The organism is Neoalteromonas facilis, assembly GCF_002807665.1.
Taxonomy (GTDB): Bacteria; Pseudomonadota; Gammaproteobacteria; order Enterobacterales; family Alteromonadaceae; genus Alteromonas_E; species Alteromonas_E facilis.
Genome location: NZ_PEAY01000004.1, coordinates 140,614 through 160,618 on the forward strand (window position 1 = coordinate 140,614; position 20,005 = coordinate 160,618).

Below are 20,005 nucleotides of genomic sequence, written 5' to 3' on the forward strand. Positions count from 1 at the left end.
GGGTCGAAATTATTCACTGTGTTTTACCTAACTGAGTGAGAATTTTACCGTGGATCCCTTCAAAACCACCATTACTCATCACTAAAATGTGTTGATTGGGTACGTTAAGCGCCTCGGGAGTGCCTTGAACCCCATTCGTAATTGCTTGTTCACTACGGATCAATGCATCAACCAGTTCATCCACACTGGAAAATACATGAACAGGGCATTGACTTGCACTGACGACCTCATCAATGGACCAGGTCACAGAGTCTGGAATATAGATGAAAATCTCATCAGCCATTCCCCAAGAGTCGGCTAATAAATCTTTATGCACGCCCATTTTCATAGTGTTCGAACGAGGCTCTAGTACTGCTAATATGCGTTCATTGCCCACGCGTCTGCGAAGCCCTTCCAGTGTGGTCTTAATTGCTGTTGGATGATGTGCAAAGTCATCGTATACGAGTGTATGTCCTACTTGCCCTTTAACTTCCATGCGACGTTTAACATTCTGGAAGCTGTTCAAACCTTCGATGGCATCTTTGATTTGCACACCGGCATGATGAGCGGCAGCGATAGCCATGACACCATTATAGACATTGTGCATGCCAATCAATGACCAATTAACCGTACCTTGTGATTGTTGCTGATGAATGACCTCAAACGCACTGCCATCATCGTTAACCAACTTAAACGACCAATCATTGTCCGCGTTTGTAGTTGATGAGTGTTCAACGAGCCCGCCGAGCGATTGACGTTCACTCCAACAGCCCTGTGCTAACACTTCGGTAATATTGGGTTCATCATCGGGGGATATGATCAGTCCATTGCCCGGTACACTGCGCACTAAATGGTGAAACTGGCGCTGGATGGCAGCTAAGTCATCAAAAATGTCGGCGTGATCAAACTCTAAGTTATTAAGAATAAGTGTTCTTGGACGATAGTGGACAAACTTAGAGCGCTTATCAAAGAATGCACTGTCATACTCATCAGCCTCAATGACGAAAAATGGGCTTGCCCCAACACGTGCTGAAATACCGAAATTTTGTGGAATGCCGCCAATTAAAAAGCCCGGATTTAATCCAGCATAATCCAATATCCAAGCAAGCATAGAACTGGTGGTTGTTTTGCCATGCGTACCAGCTACGGCTAACACCCAACGGTCTTTAAGTAAATTATCTAATAGCCATTGTGGGCCGCTGGTGTAGGGCAAGTTGCGGTTGAGCACATATTCAACGGCGGGGTTGCCACGCGACATTGCGTTGCCGATGATGACCATGTCGGGCATCGGTTCAAATTGGCTGGGGTCATATCCCTCGGTTAATTTAATGCCTAAATCCGAAAGTTGAGTAGACATAGGGGGATAAACATTGCGATCGGAGCCGGTAACTTCGTGTCCTAACGCTTTTGCAATGGCGGCGATACCGCCCATAAAACTGCCGCAGATCCCTAATATATGTACATGCATATCGCTGTAAGTCGTGTCATTGTCTAATTAAATTGTGCCACACTGTACCAAATGCCTTGGGTGACGAATAACAGTTTTAACAATTTCCTCAACAAGGGTACAATTATTAGGCATTGGCAAACAAAAACAATAATAAACATTTGCCGCTTAACTGGAAGTCACTGTGGACAGTGTTTCCTACGTTAACCCCTACAAAAATCAAAAGGCCTATTGTCAGAATGAAACGACTCAATTCGCAATTGCAAAACGACGGTGCACCGTTAGAACTCATACTTTTAATTCGAACGCTGCTCGCGGGCTGTAAAGAAATATCATTCCGTGTTAGCCAAGGCGCACTCGCAGGTGTATTGGGTTCAACGTTGAGTGAGAACGTACAAGGTGAAACTCAGAAAAAGTTGGACGTAATTTCTAACCAAATACTTAAAGATACACTGCGCGAATCAGGTTATGTGAAGGCCATTTCGTCTGAAGAAGAAGATGACGTCGTTCCATGCAATCCCGAAGGGAAATATCTCGTAAGTTTTGACCCTCTAGATGGTTCTTCAAACACCGAAATTAACAGCTTAATCGGTACTATTTTTTCGATTACGCATGCGCCCCAGTGGATGGAGCCTGACGACCCTTCGGCGTTTTTGCAGCCGGGCACTCAGATGGTGGCCGCAGGTTATGTGCTATACGGACCTTCCACGATGTTGGCAATGACCACAGGCCGTGGAACGCATTTATATACGTTAGATAAAACCCATGGCGGTTTCTTGGTCACTCAGGCAAATGTAAGAGTGCCAGAAGAAACGGCAGAGTTTGCCATCAATACGTCTAATCAACGTCATTGGGAAGAGCCTATTCAGCGCTATGTTGCCGATCTTATTGCTGGCTCAGAAGGTCCTCGCAAGAAAGATTACAATATGCGTTGGGTGGCTGCGATGGTGGGTGATATCCACCGTGTTTTATGTCGCGGCGGTATTTTTGCTTATCCGTTTGATAAGCGAAACCCAGCGAAGCCGGGCAAATTGCGCTTATTGTATGAAGCCAATCCAATGGCATTTTTGATGGAACAAGCCGGCGGTCTCGCTGATACGGGCGCAGGCCGAATCATGGAAGTCATGCCAACTGAAATCCATCAGCGAGTTCCAACCTTACTAGGCTCTAAAAAAGAAATTGAAGCCTGTTTGAGTTATTACCAGCAATAATAGGTTGTAAACTTGTTGTGGCCGCTGTCTTGCTCAGTGCATGACGCAAGATAGCGGAGCCTAGACAAAGGTCTTAAGTGGATGTCAATTACCCGATAAATCCGTATAATCGGGCAAATTTTTTAATCTTTGAAAGTAAAGGACAATCAAATGAGCTTGAACGCCATCCCTGCGGGCAAAAATCTGCCAGATGAAGTAAATGTTATTATCGAAATTCCAGCCCACGCTGACCCGGTTAAATATGAGGTTGATAAAGACTCTGGTGCATTGTTTGTTGATCGTTTCATGGCGACGTGCATGCACTATCCAACAAACTATGGTTACGTGCCAAACACATTGTCTGATGATGGTGACCCGGTAGATGTATTGGTTGTTACACCCTTCCCTTTATTGTCAGGTTCAGTTATCGCAGTGCGCCCTGTAGGCGTTTTAAAAATGACTGATGAGTCTGGTGAAGACGCAAAAGTATTAGCGGTACCTGTAGATAAGCTTTCGACTATTTATCGTGATGTAAAAACCATCGATGATGTTCAACCACTATTATTGAAGCAAATTGAACATTTCTTTGCTCACTACAAAGACCTTGAGCCAAACAAATGGGTCAAAATTGAGGGGTGGGAAGGTCCAGAAGCTGCTAAGTTGGAAATTACGTCAAGCGTAGAGCGTTTTGAACAAACTAAATAAGATAGTTTGACGCAAACATGAGAAAAGGGCCCTTTAATTGGGCTCTTTTTGATCAAGAATAAGATTAACTGCCTATTGATAAGGTAGCTTTAGATAGACAGCGATTTGTATAGAGGTAGCAATGCGATTATTAAAAGTATCCGTTTTATTATGTGTGAGCTTGTTCTTAGCGAGCGTTCAGGCGACCGAATACAAAGAACTCTTTTGGGAAGATTTAGCGCCAACCGATTTTGAAATCCCTGAAGTTCCTGTTACGCACGATGGTAGTATGGCGCAAACCATGCCAAATGCGCCAGTGATCCAAGCGCTAAACGGCCAGACCGTGAAGCTCCCCGGTTTTATCGTACCGTTAGAAGGCACAGCGGACATAACCACCGAGTTCTTGCTTGTACCCTATTTTGGCGCATGTATACATGTGCCACCACCACCCTCGAATCAGATCGTTTATGTAAAATTTAGTGAAGGTGTGCCGATAGATAATCTATACGATGCCGTTTGGGTATCGGGCACGTTATCAACTGATGGATGGCATGGAGATATCGCCTCTGTTGGATACACATTGGCGGGTGCAGCTGTTGAACCGTTTGATGGTTAACATTTGACCAGCATTTAGCCTATACTGAGATTGCCTGTTCTCTTGGCGTTGAATTAAGGGTGGTTATGAATTTTCTTGCGCGTATGTCAATTGCACAAAAGCTGTACCTGATCCCGTTGATTGGTTCGGTTTTATTCGTAGTTTATTTGATCATTACTTACAACACGGCATCAACCAATGTTGAATTACTCGACGATGCTAAAGTAGTTCAGTTTCCAGCATTAATCGATTCACGAGAAGCCCTGGTGAATATGGAGAAGGTTAAAGAAACCTTGAGTGCAGCGGTAACAACAGGTGATGAGGAATCACTCGAGCGGGCCGCTGAATTAGCTGGGATAACGCAAGATAAATTGGGTGATATTGGCAAAGTAAATCCAACCTTACGGGCAGAGGCGTCGCAGATCCTCGCGTTGTTTAATGAATATTACGATACCGCATTTGGCGTTAGCCAGTCGATGATTGATGGAACTGCCGATTATTCAAAGTTGGCTCAGCAATCACAACAAATGAACGATGCGTTTGATGGTGCAACAAATCAATTAAAACAGTTCAGTGATGCTCGCTTAAAAGCATTTGAAAATGCGATTGAAGAGAGTAATGACAGTGCTCAGTCGTTAATCACAATCGGTTTGTTTATGGGCGTTGGTACAACGCTTCTATTATTTGCAACAGCGTTGCCAGTAGTCACTTCGTTGAGAAGTAGTATTGTTGATGTTGTGAAGTCACTTAAAGATATCGCACAAGAAGATGGTGACTTAACGGTACGTATTCAAACCGCAAACAAGGATGAAATTGGTGATCTGGTTCATTGGTTTAACCAATTTGTCGCTAAACTACAAAACGTTGTCAGAGAAATCAGCGAATCGTCAAAGCCGTTGGCTGATTTAGCGCAGAACCTAAATCACGTATCCGATCAAACACAAACCACTATTGCGGCACAGCAGAAATCAGCCTCGGATGCGAAAACAGCAGTAGATAATATGACCATGAGTGTAACCTCCGTGGCGACAAGTGCTGCTGAAGCCGCAGAGGCCGCTTCTGACGCATCAAGCGCTGCCAGTGATGGACAACGCGTGGTTAATTCAACGGTTTCCAGTATTCAAACACTTGCTAATAGCGTGGAAGAAACTGCTGAAGTGATTCGTAAACTGGAATCTGATTCGAATCAAGTGGGTGTGGTGTTGGACGTTATAAAGGGCATTGCCGAGCAAACCAATTTACTTGCGCTTAACGCGGCGATTGAAGCTGCGCGAGCTGGTGAACAAGGAAGAGGCTTTGCGGTGGTGGCTGATGAGGTACGTACGTTAGCCTCGAGAACCCAAAAGTCGACAGAAGAAATTCAGGCTACAATTGAGCAGCTTCAAACCGCGGCAAGATCGGCTGTAACGGTTATGGGTAAGGGGACTGAGCAGGCGAGTGTAAGTGTTGAAGAAGCTAACAAAGCCGGTGAAAGTTTGGCTGTGATCAATCAGACGATTGCTAAGATCACACAAATGAATGATTTGATCGCCAATTCAACGGGCGAACAACAATCCGTTGCCGACAGCATTAGCGCTAACGTGGATGAAATTAATAATCGCACTCATGATACTTCTCGCAGTTCAAATCAACTGGGTGAAGTGAGCCACGAATTGGCTCAGCTATCTAAAGAATTTATTCGCATCATGGCGCAATTCAAATATTAACTATCTCGATTTCGATAACAAAAGGCCAGTCAGTTGACCGGCCTTTTTTGATCTTAACCTTGGGTATAAATATTTTCAGCACGATTAAATAGCATCCACGATGTTAGGATGTACTTATCGTTGGAAATCGGCATGCAGCCTCTGTGTGTGTGCGTGAAATACGCAGGCGCAATGACCATACGTCCGGTTTGTGGCTTTATTGATTTATTTTGGTAGATAAAGTCAGTCGTGCCACCCTCATCCACATCGTTTAAATAAAACATAAACAGCAAATTACGATGAAGCGCTTCGTTGTGCTCAGCTTGCGGATAGACTTCAGAGTGCCAATACGGATACCCGCCTTCTTGTGCTTTGTAATGTTGTGCGTTGACTTCACCAATGCGGAACAAGTAATTCAGCAGGTTGCGCAAATTGGGCCGCCCGATTTCAGCGTAATTCTCGTCAGTGAGGCGTACTGGTTGTTTCGTTTCCGGATGCGCTACGGTTAAGCCAATCGGACCAATCAATGCAAAGTGATATTTATCAATGTAGCGTAACAGATGCTCGCCGGTGATTTGCAGTACTCGTTGGAACAAGTGTGCAAATTCGGGATGCTGGCTAAACGACACATCGGTGCTTTTTTTCCGTTCAGGATCGACGCCGCCACCGGTTCTGCCTTCGGTTTTGTTCGGGCTTGCCTGAAACGCTTGGATGATTTCTAAACATAGGTCCGCGGGTAGTGCGTTGTCGATGACTTCGATAAAGTCTGTAGGTGTTGCAGCGGCAGGATCATTTGCCATCGGTTGACTCCTTGATATGTGCTTCTAGTTGCTGTCTGAGCGCACCTTCAATCGGGCAAGAAGACTGTGCTTTGTAATCAAAATGCACCATTGTAGTGGTGCCTGACGCAACGCACTCATCTCGCTGCCACACTTCTTGATAAACATCAAAAGAGCTCTTACCGATACGGCCGATCCATGTTCTGATTTCGACGGGCTGACCGTAAAATATTTGTTTAAGAAAATCGACCTTATACCCAGCAATAATCAATGGCCAATTAGCCAGATCAAGCTCCGGCGTGAACATGCGAAAGATAGGTTCACGAGCCGTTTCAAACCATCCCACAACGACGGTATTATTTACATGGCGCAGAGCATCTGTTTCATAGAATCTTACGTTAAATTTTTCACTTAACATGAGTTGTTGTTCCTACTGCTTATTATTGTTTTTGTTCTAACATCGGTTTCAGGAATCGACCGGTATGACTTTGGGCAACTTCACAAATCGCTTCCGGTGTACCTTCTGCGATAATAGTGCCACCACCCGCTCCACCTTCTGGGCCTAAATCAACAATCCAATCTGCGGTTTTAATCACATCGAGATTGTGCTCGATAACCACTACGGTATTGCCATGATCGCGCAGACGATGTAAGACTGTCAGTAGCTGCCTAATATCATGGAAATGAAGACCCGTTGTTGGTTCGTCCAATATATACAGTGTTTTACCAGTATCTCGTTTTGACAGTTCTCGCGCGAGTTTAACGCGCTGGGCCTCGCCACCAGACAATGTGGTCGCGGCTTGACCGAGTCGAATATAAGATAAGCCAACATCCATCAACGTCTGTAGTTTGCGTGATATGGCCGGAATGGCATCGAAGAACTCTCGAGCGTCTTCCACGGTCATCTCTAGTACTTCGTGAATGTTCTTACCTTTGTAGCGGATTTCCAGTGTTTCACGGTTGTAACGGTGGCCTTTACATACGTCACATGGCACGTAAACATCCGGTAAGAAGTGCATTTCTACTTTTATCACACCATCGCCCTGACAGGCTTCACAGCGCCCACCTTTAACATTGAAGCTGAAACGACCGACTTTGTAACCTCGCGAGCGCGATTCCTGAGTTCCTGCAAACAGTTCGCGAATAGGCGTGAAAATACCTGCATAGGTTGCTGGGTTTGAGCGCGGCGTGCGACCAATCGGGCTTTGATCAATATCGACCACTTTGTCGAGGTTTTCCATGCCACTGATAGCATCATATGGGGCTGGCTCACCTGTCGTCGCACCGTTTAATTCACGGTGGGCTATACGATAAAACGTATCGTTAATCAGGGTTGATTTTCCTGACCCCGATACGCCTGTAATACAAGTCATAACGCCGACTGGAATGGCTAAATCAACATTTTTCAGGTTATTGCCGCGCGCGCCGGTGAGCTGAATAAACTGATTATCTTTTGCTTTGCCACGTACCTCCGGTATTGCGATCACTTCACGGCCACTTAAATAGGCGCCGGTAAGTGAACGTTCATTACTCAGAATATCTTTTAGCGTTCCTTGCGCAATGATTTCGCCGCCATGCACACCTGCACCGGGGCCAATATCGACGATATGGTCAGCTTCACGTACAGCATCTTCATCGTGCTCCACAACGATTACGGTATTGCCTAAATCTCTTAAATGAGTGAGGGTTTTAAGCAGCCGTTCATTGTCGCGCTGGTGCAGTCCGATAGACGGCTCATCTAATACGTACATTACGCCGACCAGGCCGGCACCAATTTGACTGGCTAAACGAATGCGCTGGGCTTCCCCGCCAGATAACGTATCAGCGCTACGTGACATGGAAAGATAGTTCAAGCCAACATTCACGAGGAAGCCGAGGCGATCCTGAATTTCCTTCAGAATTTTTTCCGCTATTTTGGCGCGTTGCCCTGTTAGCGCCAGTGAATCAAAAAATTCAAACGCTTCCGCAATCGATTTGTTGGCGACTTCAGGCAAATTGACGTTCTCGATAAAGACGTTGCGAGCTTCGAGCCGTAAGCGAGAGCCTCCGCAGCTTGAGCAGGGCTGGTGGCTTAAATATTTCGCTAACTCTTCTCTGACGGCATTCGATTCCGTTTCGCGGTAACGCCGTTCCATATTCGGGATAATCCCTTCAAAGGGATGATTTCGTTCCATCACATCGCCGCGGTCGTTGATATATTTAAATTTCAGCGACTTTCCTTTGCTGCCATTTAAGACAACGTCTTTAGCGCTGTCCGCCAGCGATTCAAATGGCTTTGACAGATCAAAAGAGAAATGTTCGGCGACCGCTTGTAGCATTTGGAAGTAATAGTAGCTGCGCTTATCCCAACCTCTAATTGCGCCACCAGAAAGACTTAGTTCTGGGTTAGAGACAACACGAGAAGGATCAAAAAACTGACGCGTACCCAAACCATCACAGCTTTGACAAGCGCCAGCGGGATTATTGAATGAAAAGATGCGCGGCTCTAATTCGGTAATGCTGTAACCACAATGCGGACATGCGAAATTAGCGGAAAATACAATTTCTTCCTGATCCGGCTCGTCCATATAAGCGACTTTTGCACTTCCGGCTGACAATTGCAGTGCAGTTTCAAATGATTCCGCCAATCTCAATTGCAGGTCTTCACGGACTTTGAATCGGTCTACTACGACTTCGATAGTGTGTTTTTTATGTAAATCCAATGGAGGCGGGTCGGATAAATCACACACGTCACCATCGATACGGGCGCGAATATAGCCTTGCGCGGCTAAGCTTTCCAATAGCTTAATGTGCTCACCTTTTCGTTCCTGAACAACGGGTGCAAGCAACATCAGTTTGGTGCCTTCAGGCATCGCCAAAACACGGTCAACCATTTGACTGATCGTTTGTGCATTAAGCGGCACGTCGTGATCAGGGCAGCGTGGTTCGCCTACACGAGCATATAGTAGGCGCAGGTAATCGTAGATTTCGGTGATGGTCCCTACAGTCGAACGCGGATTATGCGACGTCGATTTTTGTTCAATCGAAATAGCAGGTGACAATCCTTCAATATGATCGACATCCGGCTTTTCCATCATGGATAAAAACTGGCGTGCGTAGGCTGACAGCGACTCGACATAGCGGCGCTGTCCTTCTGCGTACAATGTATCGAACGCTAGAGAAGATTTGCCTGAACCTGACAACCCCGTAATCACAATTAATTTGTCTCGAGGAAGGGTTAAATTGATGTTTTTCAGGTTGTGGGTGCGAGCCCCGCGAACTTCTATTTTATCCATATCGCCGCTTACAAAAGGAAAACCACCAGTATGCCACAGTGGTGAAAGAAAATATCGCTTGTTTACGAAATCGTTTACATCAGGATCAATCTATTGTGATACACTTCGGCGCCGTTATGAGTCAGTCTGAATAGAAGTTTGAACGCTGTAGAATTAAGAGCGGCTTTTTCCCTCGCCGCAGTTTATATGTCGCGAATGCTGGGACTATTTATGGTCATGCCAGTGTTGGCTGTTGCTGCGACAGAACTGGACGGTTTTTCCCCTTTAATGTTGGGCCTGGCCATCGGTGGTTATGGTTTAACACAAGCCATATTACAAATTCCTATGGGCATGCTGTCCGATAAAATCGGCCGCAAGCAAGTGATTGTGTTGGGTTTGAGTTTTTTCGCTCTGGGCAGTGTGATAGCAGCACTTGCTGACAATATGTTGATGTTAGTGTTAGGTCGCGTGCTGCAAGGCGCTGGTGCAATTGCTGGTGCTGTTATGGCATTGGCCGCCGATAGCACGCGTGTTGAACAGCGCACCAAGGTTATGGCCATTATTGGTGTCTCGATTGGTTTATCGTTTTATATTGCCATTATTGTGGGGCCAATGTTCAGTGCCGTGGCAGGTTTATCCGGATTATTTTGGTTAACTGCGATTTTTGCCATGGTATCGGTGTTTTTAGTGTTGTTTGCCGTTCCCACGGTCAAAGAGCAGCACCCTACCGGGGAAGTGCTACCCAAACGCCAACAGCTGAGTGCTTTGATCAGTCAGCCAGACTTACTAAAGCTGAATATCAGTGTTGCGTTGTTACACATGATGATCACGGTTTTGTTCGTTAATCTTCCGGTGAAATTAACGTCAATAGGCTTTTCTTTGCCATCACATTGGCAGTTCTACGCGCCGGTATTTGCCGTTTCATTAGTGTTACTTGGCGGTTATATGCAAGTTGCTAAGCGGATCAAAACATCAGTTGCGATTCAGTTGCCGATCGTGTGCTTGTTAATCGCGTTCTGGGGATTTGGATTTGCTCCTCTATCGACACTAAGCCTGACTCTGTTTACGTTGATATTTTTTGTTGGATTCAACTTTTTGGAAGCACGTTTCCCAGCGCTTGTATCAGTGATTGCGCCAGCGGGCGCACGCGGCAGCGCCATGGGCATTTATGCTAGCTTCCAGTTTATGGGCGCGTTCTTGGGCGGTATTTTTTCCGGTACTCTGTCCAGTTGGTTTGCCCCTCAAACCTTATATGCTGTGTTAATCACACTATGTGTCATATGGTTAGGTTTATTTTTCAGATTTTTTGGTCACACACATTTAAAACGGGTTACACTAGCGCTAGAGTCTTCATACTCAAGTGCTGAAGATGTAAAGCAAGCATTAGCGCATTTGCAGGGTGTAATTGAAATCAAACCGGCACTTGCAGAAGGCGTCGTGTATTTGAAAGTCGACCCGATGTTTGATCAACAAAAAGCCAAACAAGCACTCGCGAACGAAAAGAATTAGGAGAAAGGTTTTATGGCCAGTCGAGGCGTTAACAAAGTCATTTTGGTGGGAAATTTGGGTAACGACCCGGAAATACGCTACATGCCAAATGGTAATGCAGTTGCTAACTTGAGCGTGGCAACCAGTGAAAGTTGGAAAGACCAACAGGGCAATATGCAAGAGCGTACGGAATGGCACAGAGTGACTATGTATCGTCGCTTGGCTGAAGTTGCCGGTGAGTATCTTAAGAAAGGTTCGCAAATTTATTTAGAAGGTAAGTTGCAAACCCGCAAATGGCAGGACCAGCAAGGTCAAGACCGCTATACCACTGAAATTATCGCTGACCAAATGCAAATGTTGGGCGGTCGAGGAGAAGGCGCTGGTCAGGGCCAAGGTCAAGGTGGCTACCAACAACGTCCGCAAAGTCAGGGTCAGTCGCAAGGTGGCTATCAGCAAGCTCCCTCTAACAACCAACGACCACCGCAGCAGCAGTCAAATCAAAATCAAGGCAATCAGCCTCCGCCAATGTCTGAGCCAGATTTCGATTTTGACGATGACATTCCGTTCTAAATTTCTAAATTGTTAAAAATAAACATTAAAGCCGCATTAATTGCGGCTTTTTTGACCTTGCTTGAAAGTACAATTGATTAGCTAATTTCCATATATCTACGCTTTTCTGCTACCGGGCTGGTTTTCACCCATTTGAAAAGGAACATGATAATAATCTTAGTTATACCGCTCGTCGTTGCGAGTATAAGCAGGGGCCATGCTTCTTTTATTCCCATGCTCATTGCAAACGCAATCGTTGAAATATCCATCATTAAAATGAATTGACTCATTTTCAGATCTACCGCACCAGTGTGACCCGATTTAACTATCAGTTTGATTTGATGAAAGTAGCCCTGCGCAATAAGGATGGACACTAAAACAATCAAAGTTGTAGAAATATACTTTCCTTGATCAGCAATAGTCTGGCCGAAAAATAATCCTACGTTGGCCAAGACTAGGAATAAGCATGCAAAGCCAAAACTACATAAAGAGTGTGGAGATTTTCGGTCTCGCCAAATTTCGAACAATATTAACGCAACCAATATAGAGGCGATTAGCCTAGGCCATACAATGTAGTGGTTAAATGGATCTATTGAATATCCATAGATGAAAAATGATAAATAAGCTAAAAAGCTCACCGTAAACTGATTGAGTGATAAAAGAGAGGTAGGATGGCCTGGACTGGCGTCGGCCTTTTTTCGCTGCCAGATCATTTTGAGTTGCGAGAAAACGCCGTACAGGCTCACAAATATAAAAAGCGTGTTGATTGTTCCAAAAGTATTATACAAATTCAAACCAGTTCCTTTCATGTTAGATTGTCGACAATATAGACCTGTTATGAGCCTAATTGATAATAAATAGATCATTTATTCAATTATTGTCGACATTGTTGTCGTTTATAAGCTACTTTATGGCATCTAAAAGTGGGCAGGTATGCATATTTCTGTTCGCGTCTGAGGCCTTATATTAAATTCAAGGGAGCTATTGACACATTGATCCGCGGTGCAGCTATTGAATGGGCTGAGGGATCCATTCGAACAGCCTAGCCCAAGATACCCTTAAATTCTCGCCCAAGTCTTTACAAATCAGTGTTTAGGCGTATCTTTTGGTGTTTACTCTCAGAATCGATAAGGGATTATCCAGTGAAACGTTCCCATTCTTATATTTTTCTCTTTTTTTCCGCTGTTATAGGGTTGCAAGCATGCAGTAAAGTGCAGCAAGAGCAGAGTGACGCTGCGGCAGAAGCTGTGACAGACAGTGGCACTGCGCCAGTGTTTAACGTGCCGTACGAAAAATTCGTATTGGAGAATGGACTGGAAGTCATTTTTCACCGTGATACATCGGACCCTGTTGTTGCCGTATCACTTACAGCTCATGTTGGTAGCTCCCGAGAAAAGGCACAACGCACAGGATTCGCCCATTTATTTGAGCACTTGTTATTTTTGGAATCGGAAAATTTAGGTAAAGGTGGACTTGACCAAATGAGCGCTCGCATTGGTGGCTCGGGCGCAAACGGCTCCACTAGCCGTGATTGGACAAACTATTTCCAAACAGTACCTAAAGATGCGCTAGAAAAAATGATCTGGGCAGAGGCGGATAAACTAGGATGGTTTATCAATACTGTGACAGAACCCGTTCTCGCAAAAGAGAAGCAAGTCGTTAAAAACGAAAAGCGTCTGCGTGTGGATAACCAACCTTATGGCCATACGTCTTATGTCATTGATCAGTTGTTGTACCCAGATGATCACCCCTACAGTTGGCAAGTGATTGGTTCTTTGGAAGACTTGCAATCAGCCACCTTGGCAGATGTAAAAGAGTTTTTTAATACGTGGTATGTCCCCAACAACGCAACCTTGGTTGTGGCTGGGGATTTTGATTTTGAACAAGCAAAAGCATGGGTTCACAAGTACTTTGATGAGATCCCTCGCGGGCAAGAAATCGCGCCGCGCGACAAAATGCCGGTTGCACTCGCCGAGTCCAAACGTGCATATCACGAAGATAATTTCGCCAATTTGCCCGTTCTGACGACGGTTTGGCCGACAGTAGAAGCGTATCACCCAGATGAATATGCGCTTTCAATGTTGGCGACATACTTATCCAGCGGCAAGCAAGCGCCGTTTTATAAAGAGTTAGTTGAAAACCAGCAGCTCACTTCAAATGTACGAATGATGCAGCGAACCTCTGAACTTGCAGGGCAAATGTACTTAACCGTGCGCGCCTATGAAGGGACGGCACTGGATACGGTTCAAGCTGCAATAGACAAAGCCTTTGTACAATTTGAGCAAGACGGGATTTCTGAAACGGATTTAGCACGCATAAAAGCTGGCCAGGAAACGCGTTTTTATCAACAGCTAAGCAGTGTTTTGGGTAAGAGTATTAACTTAGCCCGTTACAACATTCTAGCCGGTGATCCGGGATATGCGGAGAAGGCGATTGAGCAGATTCTAGGCGTCACCACTCAAGATATCATGCGTGTATATAACACCTACATTAAAGATAAGCCTGTCGTAGCGACCAGTTTTGTACCAAAAGGCCAAGCTGAGCTTGCTTTATCGGGCTCTCAGCGAGCAAATGTGGAAGAAGAACAAATTATCGCCGGAGCTGAAGAGGCATTTGATGCCAGTATTGAAGCTGAATACGAACCCACGCCATCGACGTTTGATCGGTCTCAAGAGCCTGAATATGGTGCCAGCTATAGCATAACAACACCTGCAGTTTGGCAGCATACCTTACCTAGCGAACTAAAAATGTTAGGGATTGAAAGTGAAGAGGTGCCGCTTGTTGATGCTCGTTTGACTATTAGCGGTGGCAAGTTGCTTGATCCTAACGATAAGCCTGGAGTGGCGAACCTACTTGCAGGCATGTTAACGCTGGGTACAGAAACGCTAACTGCTGCCGAATTTGAGGCGCAAGTTGATCAACTTGGTTCATCTGTTACAGCCAGCGTAAACAGTGGCGAAACGGTGATCAATATTAGTTCACTGGCGCGCAATTTTGATGAAACCATGGCACTTGTTAGTGACATGTTGTTACATCCGCGCTGGGATGAAAATGAATATGCTTTGCTGAAGCAACGAACCATCGATAACTTAATGCAACAGCAAGCGAATCCCAATGCGATCGGCATGAATCACTACAATGCTTTGCTGTACCCTGAAGATGCAAGAGGTGAAAATGCGCAAGGCAGTATCCAATCAGTCGAAAGCATTACACTCGATGACCTAAAAGCTTACTACGCGAAAAACTATTCGCCATCAGCCTCTACATTGATGGTGGTAGGTGATGTACCAGAAGCGCGTGTAGTAGATATGACGACAGCACTACTTTCTACTTGGAAGCCTAAACAGGTGTTGTTGCCTAGTTTCGATATGCCAGAGCCGCCATCGTCAGCAAGCGTTTATTTTTATGATGTGCCAGATGCAAAACAGTCTGTCTTGTACATTGGTCGCCCCGCATTAAAAGCAACCGATAAGGATTTTTACGCGGCCACTATTATGAATTACAAACTGGGAGGCGGTAGTTTTGCATCACGTCTAACCCAGCAGTTACGTGAAGGCAAAGGGTATACCTATGGTATTTTCTCTTCCTTTGACGGAACACAGTTTGGTGGCGACTTCACTATTCAAAGTAGCGTACGTACTAATATTACGCTGGAAGCAATGACGCTTATTCGAGATATCTTAAGCGATTATGGCACAACATTTAGCGCAGAAGATTTGACAACGACGCAAAGCTATTTGATCCGCAGTAATTCCCGTGCGTTTGAAACAGCCCGCGCCAAGCTGTCGATGCTCAACAATATCAGCACCTATGGTTACCCGGTCAATTATGCGCAGCAGCGCCAAGAGTTGGTTGAACAAGCGACCATTGACCAGGTGCAACAATTGGCTAAACAGTATGTTGATCCTAAACAGATGATTTGGTTAGTTGTGGGCGATGCGAAAACCCAGTTGCCACGCTTGCAGGAGTTTACGCAAAGCGCACCGATTTTGCTGAATCAGACAGCCCCAGAGCAGCCTGAGGAGTAGTGCGCAATAAAACTAGCACTTTTAACTTAACTTTGGTGTAATTGATTCAACTACCGCAAGAATAATCACAATAATGCGAATAGGTTGGCGACAATATATACGGTCTAAACTGCAGCGGAAATCGCAATATGATGCAGTGGGTATATCCTTGTCTGAAGATACCGCCTCTTTCTGTGCTTTGAAGCAAACCAAAGACGGCATTGCTGTGAAGCTTTATCACGAAACGCCCATCGGCAAATGGCAGCAGGCTCTTAGTCAATGGGCGGCGGATAACGGTATAGGTGCAGCTCGTTGCAGCGTGTCTTTGTCTTCGCATTTATATGAAATTCTTCAAGTCGAAAAGCCCACTGTTCCAGATGCTGAACTGCGACAAGCGTTGACGTGGTCGGTCAAGGAATTGACTAAGGGTAATGTTGAAAATCCGGTGTTTGATTATTTTGATCCGCCGACTAAATCTTCAGGCGTCGATCAAGTTAATGTTGCCGTCATTGAACATCAACACTTAGAGGCTGTCATTAAGGCAACCGTTAATGCTGGGTTGACCCTGGAGCGCGTTTCTGTCGAAGAACTTTCAATTTGTGATGTCTTACCTTTCTCTGATGAACCGGTTTTAACGTTGCTGCAAAAAGCGGGAGAAGAGATCCAACTGTATATCATCAAACGAGGCCAATTGTATTTCTCTCGCACACTCAAAGGCTTTGAGAATTTGGGTAGCTTTTCGGTTGATGAATTGCAAATGGGGGTTATGGATTCGCTAACCGTGCAGATCCAACGCTCAATGGACTATTTCGAGAGTCAATTACGCCAAGCGCCAGTGCGTAAGGTGTTATTTAACATTGAAGCGGCAAACAGCCACGCGATTGGTGAACAGATAGCCGATATTATGCGCGTAGATGCGGCTCCATTTGAGTTGCCAGTGACCATTGCAGATAGCATTTCCACGGGGGTTACCTATCAATGCATTGGCGGAGCGCTGCCTTTGATCCGCGGTGAGCACTCAGAGGGGCAGGCAGCATGAAGACGCGCGTAAACCTGTATCTCAATGAATTTCGGCCCACCCTCGATCTACTCAGCTTAGGCACCTTGATAACCGTATTTGCGGTGTTGTTCATCGTTGTTATTACTGCTCGTGTTGGGCTTATGTTCTCGGGGAGTAAAAATGCGCAACAGCTGGCACAGATGTCAGTTGAAGTTGAACAAAATAATAACCTCGCAAGAGAGCTGACGAACGTATTACAACAGCGTAAAGAAGATCCCCAATTACTCGCAGTATTTGCCGGTTTACAGGCTTCTTTGCAGGCCAAAGAGCGTCTACGCCAAGCGCTTTCTGAGCGTGAGTTGATGAAATCTGCAACATTCTCTAACTTGCTGCGCGAGTTGGCTCAACAACATCATCAAGAGTTATGGCTAACGCGTATCAAGGTGTCAGGCCATTCAATGGTATTTGATGGGCAAGCGTTAACTCCAACGGCATTGCCTCAATGGATCAATAGCTTAGGTCAGACCCAGTATTTTGCCGGCAAGGAGTTTGATCAAGCTCGCGTATACCGTGAAGAGCAGGGGTTGTTGTTCAGTCTGTCAGCAACTCGAGATGGAACGGAGCAAGCGACATCTCCTGGAGGGCAGCGTTAATGTTTGAACAGTTAGACGCGCGCTATCAGGCTTTATCATTACGTGAAAAGTATTTAGTGTTGATTACAGGTATTGTGCTGATTGTATTTGCTGGATTTACTTTTATTGTTGAACCGCAATACATTAAAAATCAGCAGGTTGAGAGCCAGATAAAGACAACACAAATAGAATTAAGCAGTGCTCAGCAACAAATAGCGTTGCTACAAGAGGCGTTAGCAGATGATCCGAATGAGAAGCTGCAAACTCGGATTGATAATTTGCATGCGCGAATAGCGCAAATGGATAGTGCTTTTGCATCGCAAATGCGTGAATTGGTGCAACCTCAGCAAATGCCAATGGTTATTGAGCAAATGCTAGCGTTTGCCGATAAACTCAAATTGGTTGAGTTATCGTCGATTCCACCGATCAGTGTGTTTGAAGGTGACAGTGAAAATGCTGACTTGCCTTTATATCAACATGGTGTTCGCTTCCAATTTGAAGGGCAGTATGTCGATGTACTTGAATATTTAGAAGGCGCAGAAGCGATGCCTTGGCAGGTGTATTGGCACTCACTGGATTATCAAGTGGGTGACTATCCCAATGCGAGCGTGACATTGGAACTATTCACGTTAAGTACTAGCCGCGCGTTTATTGGGGTTCAGTAATATGAGTATGAGGCTCTTAAGTTTGATTGGGATGTTGGCGCTTAGTGCAATGAGTAGCGCCGATCAGCTTGTGGACCCTACTAAACCGTTGGGAGTAAGCGAGGAATCGCTTACGTTACCGGAAAACCTGTCCGAAGATGGGGTGCGTTTGTCTGCTATTGTTAATACTCAGCAGGGGAGAATTGCGATAATTAATGACCACATCATGCGTGCTGGCGATGTGCGTTCCGGTGTAACCGTGAAGCATATAGACGTTGATAGTGTTGTGGTTGATTTAGTCATAAACGGTATTACTCAAGAGCGCCGGTTAAGAGTTTCCTCGGCGGGTGACATTAAGAAAAATGCAACAGAGACATTTTAAAACCATGCAGAAAGATATTCGAGCGTCCTTAGTGAGCAAATGGCCAATACTGTTAATTGTTAGCAGTGTGTTGCTTGGTTGTCAGAGTTCACCCAAAAGTCACGTTGAGACCTCTTTGCAACAACAGTTACAGCAACAAGTCGAAACGGAACGTCAGGCGCAACAACAACGGCAAACTCAGTTAGAGGCACTACCGCCCGCAGTGTCTGCGGCGCTTCAGGCACCGCCAAGTAGCGAGCAGTCCGGTCTTTTTGGCAGTGAAAAGTATGACATCAATGCACAAGCTGTAGACGCAACCGCATTTTTCGCTGGTCTTGTGACAGACACACCTTACAGTGTCGCAATTCACCCTGAGGTCAGTGGCAGTATTTCAATGACCCTTAAACAAGTGACATTGGATCAGGTATTTGATTTGGTCGGTGAGCTGTACGGCTTTGATATTCAGCGCCAAGGCACAATATATCGCGTGCGTCCTTCCGGCATGCGCACAGAGACTTTTAGTATCAATTACTTGTTGATGCAACGAGATGGTGCTACGCAAACCAGTATAATTTCTGGTGGTGTTTCTCAGGCGCAGGGAAACAACAATAATAATAGCAATAGCAACTTTAATAATTTCAGCGGTAACTCACAGAACAGTAATAATTTAGGCGGCGGCCTGAACAATAATACCAACGGTACTGTTATCAGTACGCGTACTGAAACCAACTTCTGGAAAGATCTCCGCGATAGTCTGCAAGCGATGATTGGCAACGAACAAGGACGTACAGTATTTGTTACTCCTCAAGCCGGTTTGGTAACAGTAAGGGCTATGCCTGATGAACTTAAGGCAGTACGTGAGTACTTACATGTGTCTGAAACCAACTTACAGCGTCAAGTTGTGCTTGAAGCCCGGATCCTTGAAGTATCGCTCAATGATGAATATCAACAGGGGATCAATTGGAATCAGGTTTTAGCACACGCCGGCAGCACTGATTTCCAGTTTTCCACCAGTGCAGGCGCTATCGGCAATGAAGTCTCTGCCGCCTTGGGTGGTATCACCAGTTTGTCTTTCCTCAATCAGGATTTTTCTGGCGTTCTTAACTTACTCTCGACGCAGGGTAATGTTCAGGTTCTGTCGAGTCCTCGAGTGACGGCGACCAACAATCAGAAAGCGGTTATTAAGGTCGGCGATGACGAATATTTTGTGACTGATGTATCCAGTCAAAACACTATTACATCAACCACTACCTCGGTGGTGCCTGATATCGAACTAACACCTTTCTTTTCCGGTATTGCATTGGATGTAACACCGCAAATCGATGATAAGGGCAGTGTGTTATTGCATATCCATCCTTCAGTGATAGAAACGCAAGAACAGGAAAAAGTGGTCACTTTGAATCAAGAGCAAATAGTGTTGCCGCTGGCGCAAAGTACTATTCGTGAGTCCGATACCATAATCCGTGCGAATTCTGGTGAGATTGTCGTGATCGGCGGTTTAATGCAATCCAGTATCACTGAGGTGAATTCTAAAACCCCGCTGTTGGGCGATATCCCGCTGCTAGGTAATTTGTTCAAAAATCGTCAAGACAAAGAAGTGAAGAGCGAGCTTATTATATTGCTCAAGCCTACTGTTGTTGGCGCAGGGACATGGTCTGAACAATTGCAGATGAGCCAGGAACAAATGGCTGATTGGTTGTATGTGGATTAG

17 protein-coding genes are annotated in these 20,005 nt (G+C 45.4%); 12 read left to right on the forward strand and 5 right to left on the reverse strand.

Going from position 1 to position 20,005, the window contains the following annotated elements; all coding sequences use genetic code 11:
* Nucleotides 1–13 precede the first annotated feature (13 nt).
* The gene (gene mpl / locus CSH93_RS12025) at nucleotides 14–1,447 is read right to left on the reverse strand and encodes a UDP-N-acetylmuramate:L-alanyl-gamma-D-glutamyl-meso-diaminopimelate ligase (RefSeq protein WP_100643518.1); all 1,434 of its coding nucleotides are present in this window, start codon (nucleotides 1,445–1,447) and stop codon (nucleotides 14–16) included.
* Nucleotides 1,448–1,665: 218 nt separating this feature from the next.
* Between mpl and CSH93_RS12030 the strand changes: the two genes are divergently transcribed.
* The 4 genes from CSH93_RS12030 to CSH93_RS12045 all read left to right on the forward strand — a co-directional run bounded on the left by CSH93_RS12030 (nucleotide 1,666) and on the right by CSH93_RS12045 (nucleotide 5,601).
* Nucleotides 1,666–2,637, forward strand: a complete 972-nt coding sequence (locus tag CSH93_RS12030; protein WP_100643519.1) for a class 1 fructose-bisphosphatase — start codon at nucleotides 1,666–1,668, stop codon at nucleotides 2,635–2,637.
* A 150-nt stretch (nucleotides 2,638–2,787) separates the two neighbouring features.
* Nucleotides 2,788–3,321 (forward strand): inorganic diphosphatase, encoded by a 534-nt coding sequence (ppa, locus tag CSH93_RS12035; protein ID WP_100643520.1) that lies wholly within the window; start codon nucleotides 2,788–2,790, stop codon nucleotides 3,319–3,321.
* Between the two features lie 121 nt (nucleotides 3,322–3,442).
* Nucleotides 3,443–3,916: a DUF3299 domain-containing protein gene (locus CSH93_RS12040; protein WP_100643521.1), complete on the forward strand. Its 474-nt coding sequence runs from the start codon at nucleotides 3,443–3,445 to the stop codon at nucleotides 3,914–3,916.
* Nucleotides 3,917–3,981: 65 nt separating this feature from the next.
* A complete protein-coding gene (locus CSH93_RS12045; protein WP_100643522.1) occupies nucleotides 3,982–5,601 on the forward strand; it encodes a methyl-accepting chemotaxis protein in 1,620 nt (539 codons plus the stop codon).
* A gap of 53 nt (nucleotides 5,602–5,654) precedes the next feature.
* Here CSH93_RS12045 and CSH93_RS12050 read toward each other — a convergent pair whose 3' ends face one another.
* From CSH93_RS12050 to uvrA, 3 genes are read right to left on the reverse strand one after another with little or no spacing between them, the layout of a single operon-like run.
* The gene (locus CSH93_RS12050) at nucleotides 5,655–6,380 is read right to left on the reverse strand and encodes a 2OG-Fe(II) oxygenase (protein WP_100643523.1); all 726 of its coding nucleotides are present in this window, start codon (nucleotides 6,378–6,380) and stop codon (nucleotides 5,655–5,657) included.
* Nucleotides 6,370–6,777 carry an acyl-CoA thioesterase gene (locus CSH93_RS12055; RefSeq protein ID WP_100643524.1) on the reverse strand — a complete coding sequence of 136 codons (408 nt, stop codon included), beginning with the start codon at nucleotides 6,775–6,777 and terminating at the stop codon, nucleotides 6,370–6,372. The genes CSH93_RS12050 and CSH93_RS12055 overlap by 11 nt, the downstream gene beginning before the upstream one ends.
* 22 nt (nucleotides 6,778–6,799) lie before the next feature.
* Nucleotides 6,800–9,634, reverse strand: coding sequence for an excinuclease ABC subunit UvrA (gene uvrA, locus CSH93_RS12060; protein ID WP_100643525.1), 2,835 nt, complete (start codon nucleotides 9,632–9,634; stop codon nucleotides 6,800–6,802).
* A gap of 186 nt (nucleotides 9,635–9,820) precedes the next feature.
* On the opposite strand from uvrA, the gene CSH93_RS12065 reads away from it, so the two are divergent.
* Nucleotides 9,821–11,122 carry an MFS transporter gene (locus CSH93_RS12065; protein ID WP_240615591.1) on the forward strand — a complete coding sequence of 434 codons (1,302 nt, stop codon included), beginning with the start codon at nucleotides 9,821–9,823 and terminating at the stop codon, nucleotides 11,120–11,122.
* A 12-nt stretch (nucleotides 11,123–11,134) separates the two neighbouring features.
* A complete protein-coding gene (gene ssb, locus CSH93_RS12070) occupies nucleotides 11,135–11,671 on the forward strand; it encodes a single-stranded DNA-binding protein (RefSeq protein ID WP_100643527.1) in 537 nt (178 codons plus the stop codon).
* 77 nt (nucleotides 11,672–11,748) lie between these two features.
* Here ssb and CSH93_RS12075 read toward each other — a convergent pair whose 3' ends face one another.
* Nucleotides 11,749–12,459, reverse strand: coding sequence for a hypothetical protein (locus CSH93_RS12075; protein ID WP_100643528.1), 711 nt, complete (start codon nucleotides 12,457–12,459; stop codon nucleotides 11,749–11,751).
* Nucleotides 12,460–12,792: 333 nt separating this feature from the next.
* On the opposite strand from CSH93_RS12075, the gene CSH93_RS12080 reads away from it, so the two are divergent.
* The 6 genes from CSH93_RS12080 (at nucleotide 12,793) to mshL (ending at nucleotide 20,005) form a co-directional block, all read left to right on the forward strand.
* Nucleotides 12,793–15,678 carry a M16 family metallopeptidase gene (locus tag CSH93_RS12080; protein ID WP_240615592.1) on the forward strand — a complete coding sequence of 962 codons (2,886 nt, stop codon included), beginning with the start codon at nucleotides 12,793–12,795 and terminating at the stop codon, nucleotides 15,676–15,678.
* A 73-nt stretch (nucleotides 15,679–15,751) separates the two neighbouring features.
* The gene (locus CSH93_RS12085; protein WP_100643529.1) at nucleotides 15,752–16,696 is read left to right on the forward strand and encodes a biogenesis protein MshI; all 945 of its coding nucleotides are present in this window, start codon (nucleotides 15,752–15,754) and stop codon (nucleotides 16,694–16,696) included.
* The gene (locus tag CSH93_RS12090) at nucleotides 16,693–17,310 is read left to right on the forward strand and encodes a PilN domain-containing protein (protein ID WP_100643530.1); all 618 of its coding nucleotides are present in this window, start codon (nucleotides 16,693–16,695) and stop codon (nucleotides 17,308–17,310) included. The genes CSH93_RS12085 and CSH93_RS12090 overlap by 4 nt, the downstream gene beginning before the upstream one ends.
* On the forward strand, nucleotides 17,310–17,954 hold the full coding sequence (gene gspM / locus CSH93_RS12095; RefSeq protein WP_100643531.1) for a type II secretion system protein GspM: 645 nt from the start codon (nucleotides 17,310–17,312) through the stop codon (nucleotides 17,952–17,954). Before CSH93_RS12090 ends, gspM begins: the two co-directional genes overlap by 1 nt.
* A 1-nt stretch (nucleotide 17,955) precedes the next feature.
* Complete coding sequence (locus CSH93_RS12100; protein WP_100643532.1) at nucleotides 17,956–18,315, forward strand: hypothetical protein; 360 nt, start codon at nucleotides 17,956–17,958, stop codon at nucleotides 18,313–18,315.
* Nucleotides 18,296–20,005 (forward strand): pilus (MSHA type) biogenesis protein MshL, encoded by a 1,710-nt coding sequence (gene mshL / locus CSH93_RS12105; protein WP_240615593.1) that lies wholly within the window; start codon nucleotides 18,296–18,298, stop codon nucleotides 20,003–20,005. Before CSH93_RS12100 ends, mshL begins: the two co-directional genes overlap by 20 nt.

Bases quoted from the DNA above. Each gene is read 5' to 3' on its own strand.
- CSH93_RS12100 (WP_100643532.1), top strand. From the start codon at position 17,956: ATGAGTATGAGGCTCTTAAGTTTGATTGGGATGTTGGCGCTTAGTGCA.
- mshL (WP_240615593.1), top strand. From the start codon at position 18,296: ATGCAACAGAGACATTTTAAAACCATGCAGAAAGATATTCGAGCGTCC.
- CSH93_RS12085 (WP_100643529.1), top strand. From the start codon at position 15,752: ATGCGAATAGGTTGGCGACAATATATACGGTCTAAACTGCAGCGGAAA.
- mpl (WP_100643518.1), bottom strand. From the start codon at position 1,447: ATGCATGTACATATATTAGGGATCTGCGGCAGTTTTATGGGCGGTATC.
- gspM (WP_100643531.1), top strand. From the start codon at position 17,310: ATGTTTGAACAGTTAGACGCGCGCTATCAGGCTTTATCATTACGTGAA.
- CSH93_RS12040 (WP_100643521.1), top strand. From the start codon at position 3,443: ATGCGATTATTAAAAGTATCCGTTTTATTATGTGTGAGCTTGTTCTTA.
- uvrA (WP_100643525.1), bottom strand. From the start codon at position 9,634: ATGGATAAAATAGAAGTTCGCGGGGCTCGCACCCACAACCTGAAAAAC.
- CSH93_RS12030 (WP_100643519.1), top strand. From the start codon at position 1,666: ATGAAACGACTCAATTCGCAATTGCAAAACGACGGTGCACCGTTAGAA.
- CSH93_RS12065 (WP_240615591.1), top strand. From the start codon at position 9,821: ATGTCGCGAATGCTGGGACTATTTATGGTCATGCCAGTGTTGGCTGTT.
- CSH93_RS12055 (WP_100643524.1), bottom strand. From the start codon at position 6,777: ATGTTAAGTGAAAAATTTAACGTAAGATTCTATGAAACAGATGCTCTG.
- ppa (WP_100643520.1), top strand. From the start codon at position 2,788: ATGAGCTTGAACGCCATCCCTGCGGGCAAAAATCTGCCAGATGAAGTA.
- CSH93_RS12090 (WP_100643530.1), top strand. From the start codon at position 16,693: ATGAAGACGCGCGTAAACCTGTATCTCAATGAATTTCGGCCCACCCTC.
- ssb (WP_100643527.1), top strand. From the start codon at position 11,135: ATGGCCAGTCGAGGCGTTAACAAAGTCATTTTGGTGGGAAATTTGGGT.
- CSH93_RS12075 (WP_100643528.1), bottom strand. From the start codon at position 12,459: ATGAAAGGAACTGGTTTGAATTTGTATAATACTTTTGGAACAATCAAC.
- CSH93_RS12045 (WP_100643522.1), top strand. From the start codon at position 3,982: ATGAATTTTCTTGCGCGTATGTCAATTGCACAAAAGCTGTACCTGATC.
- CSH93_RS12050 (WP_100643523.1), bottom strand. From the start codon at position 6,380: ATGGCAAATGATCCTGCCGCTGCAACACCTACAGACTTTATCGAAGTC.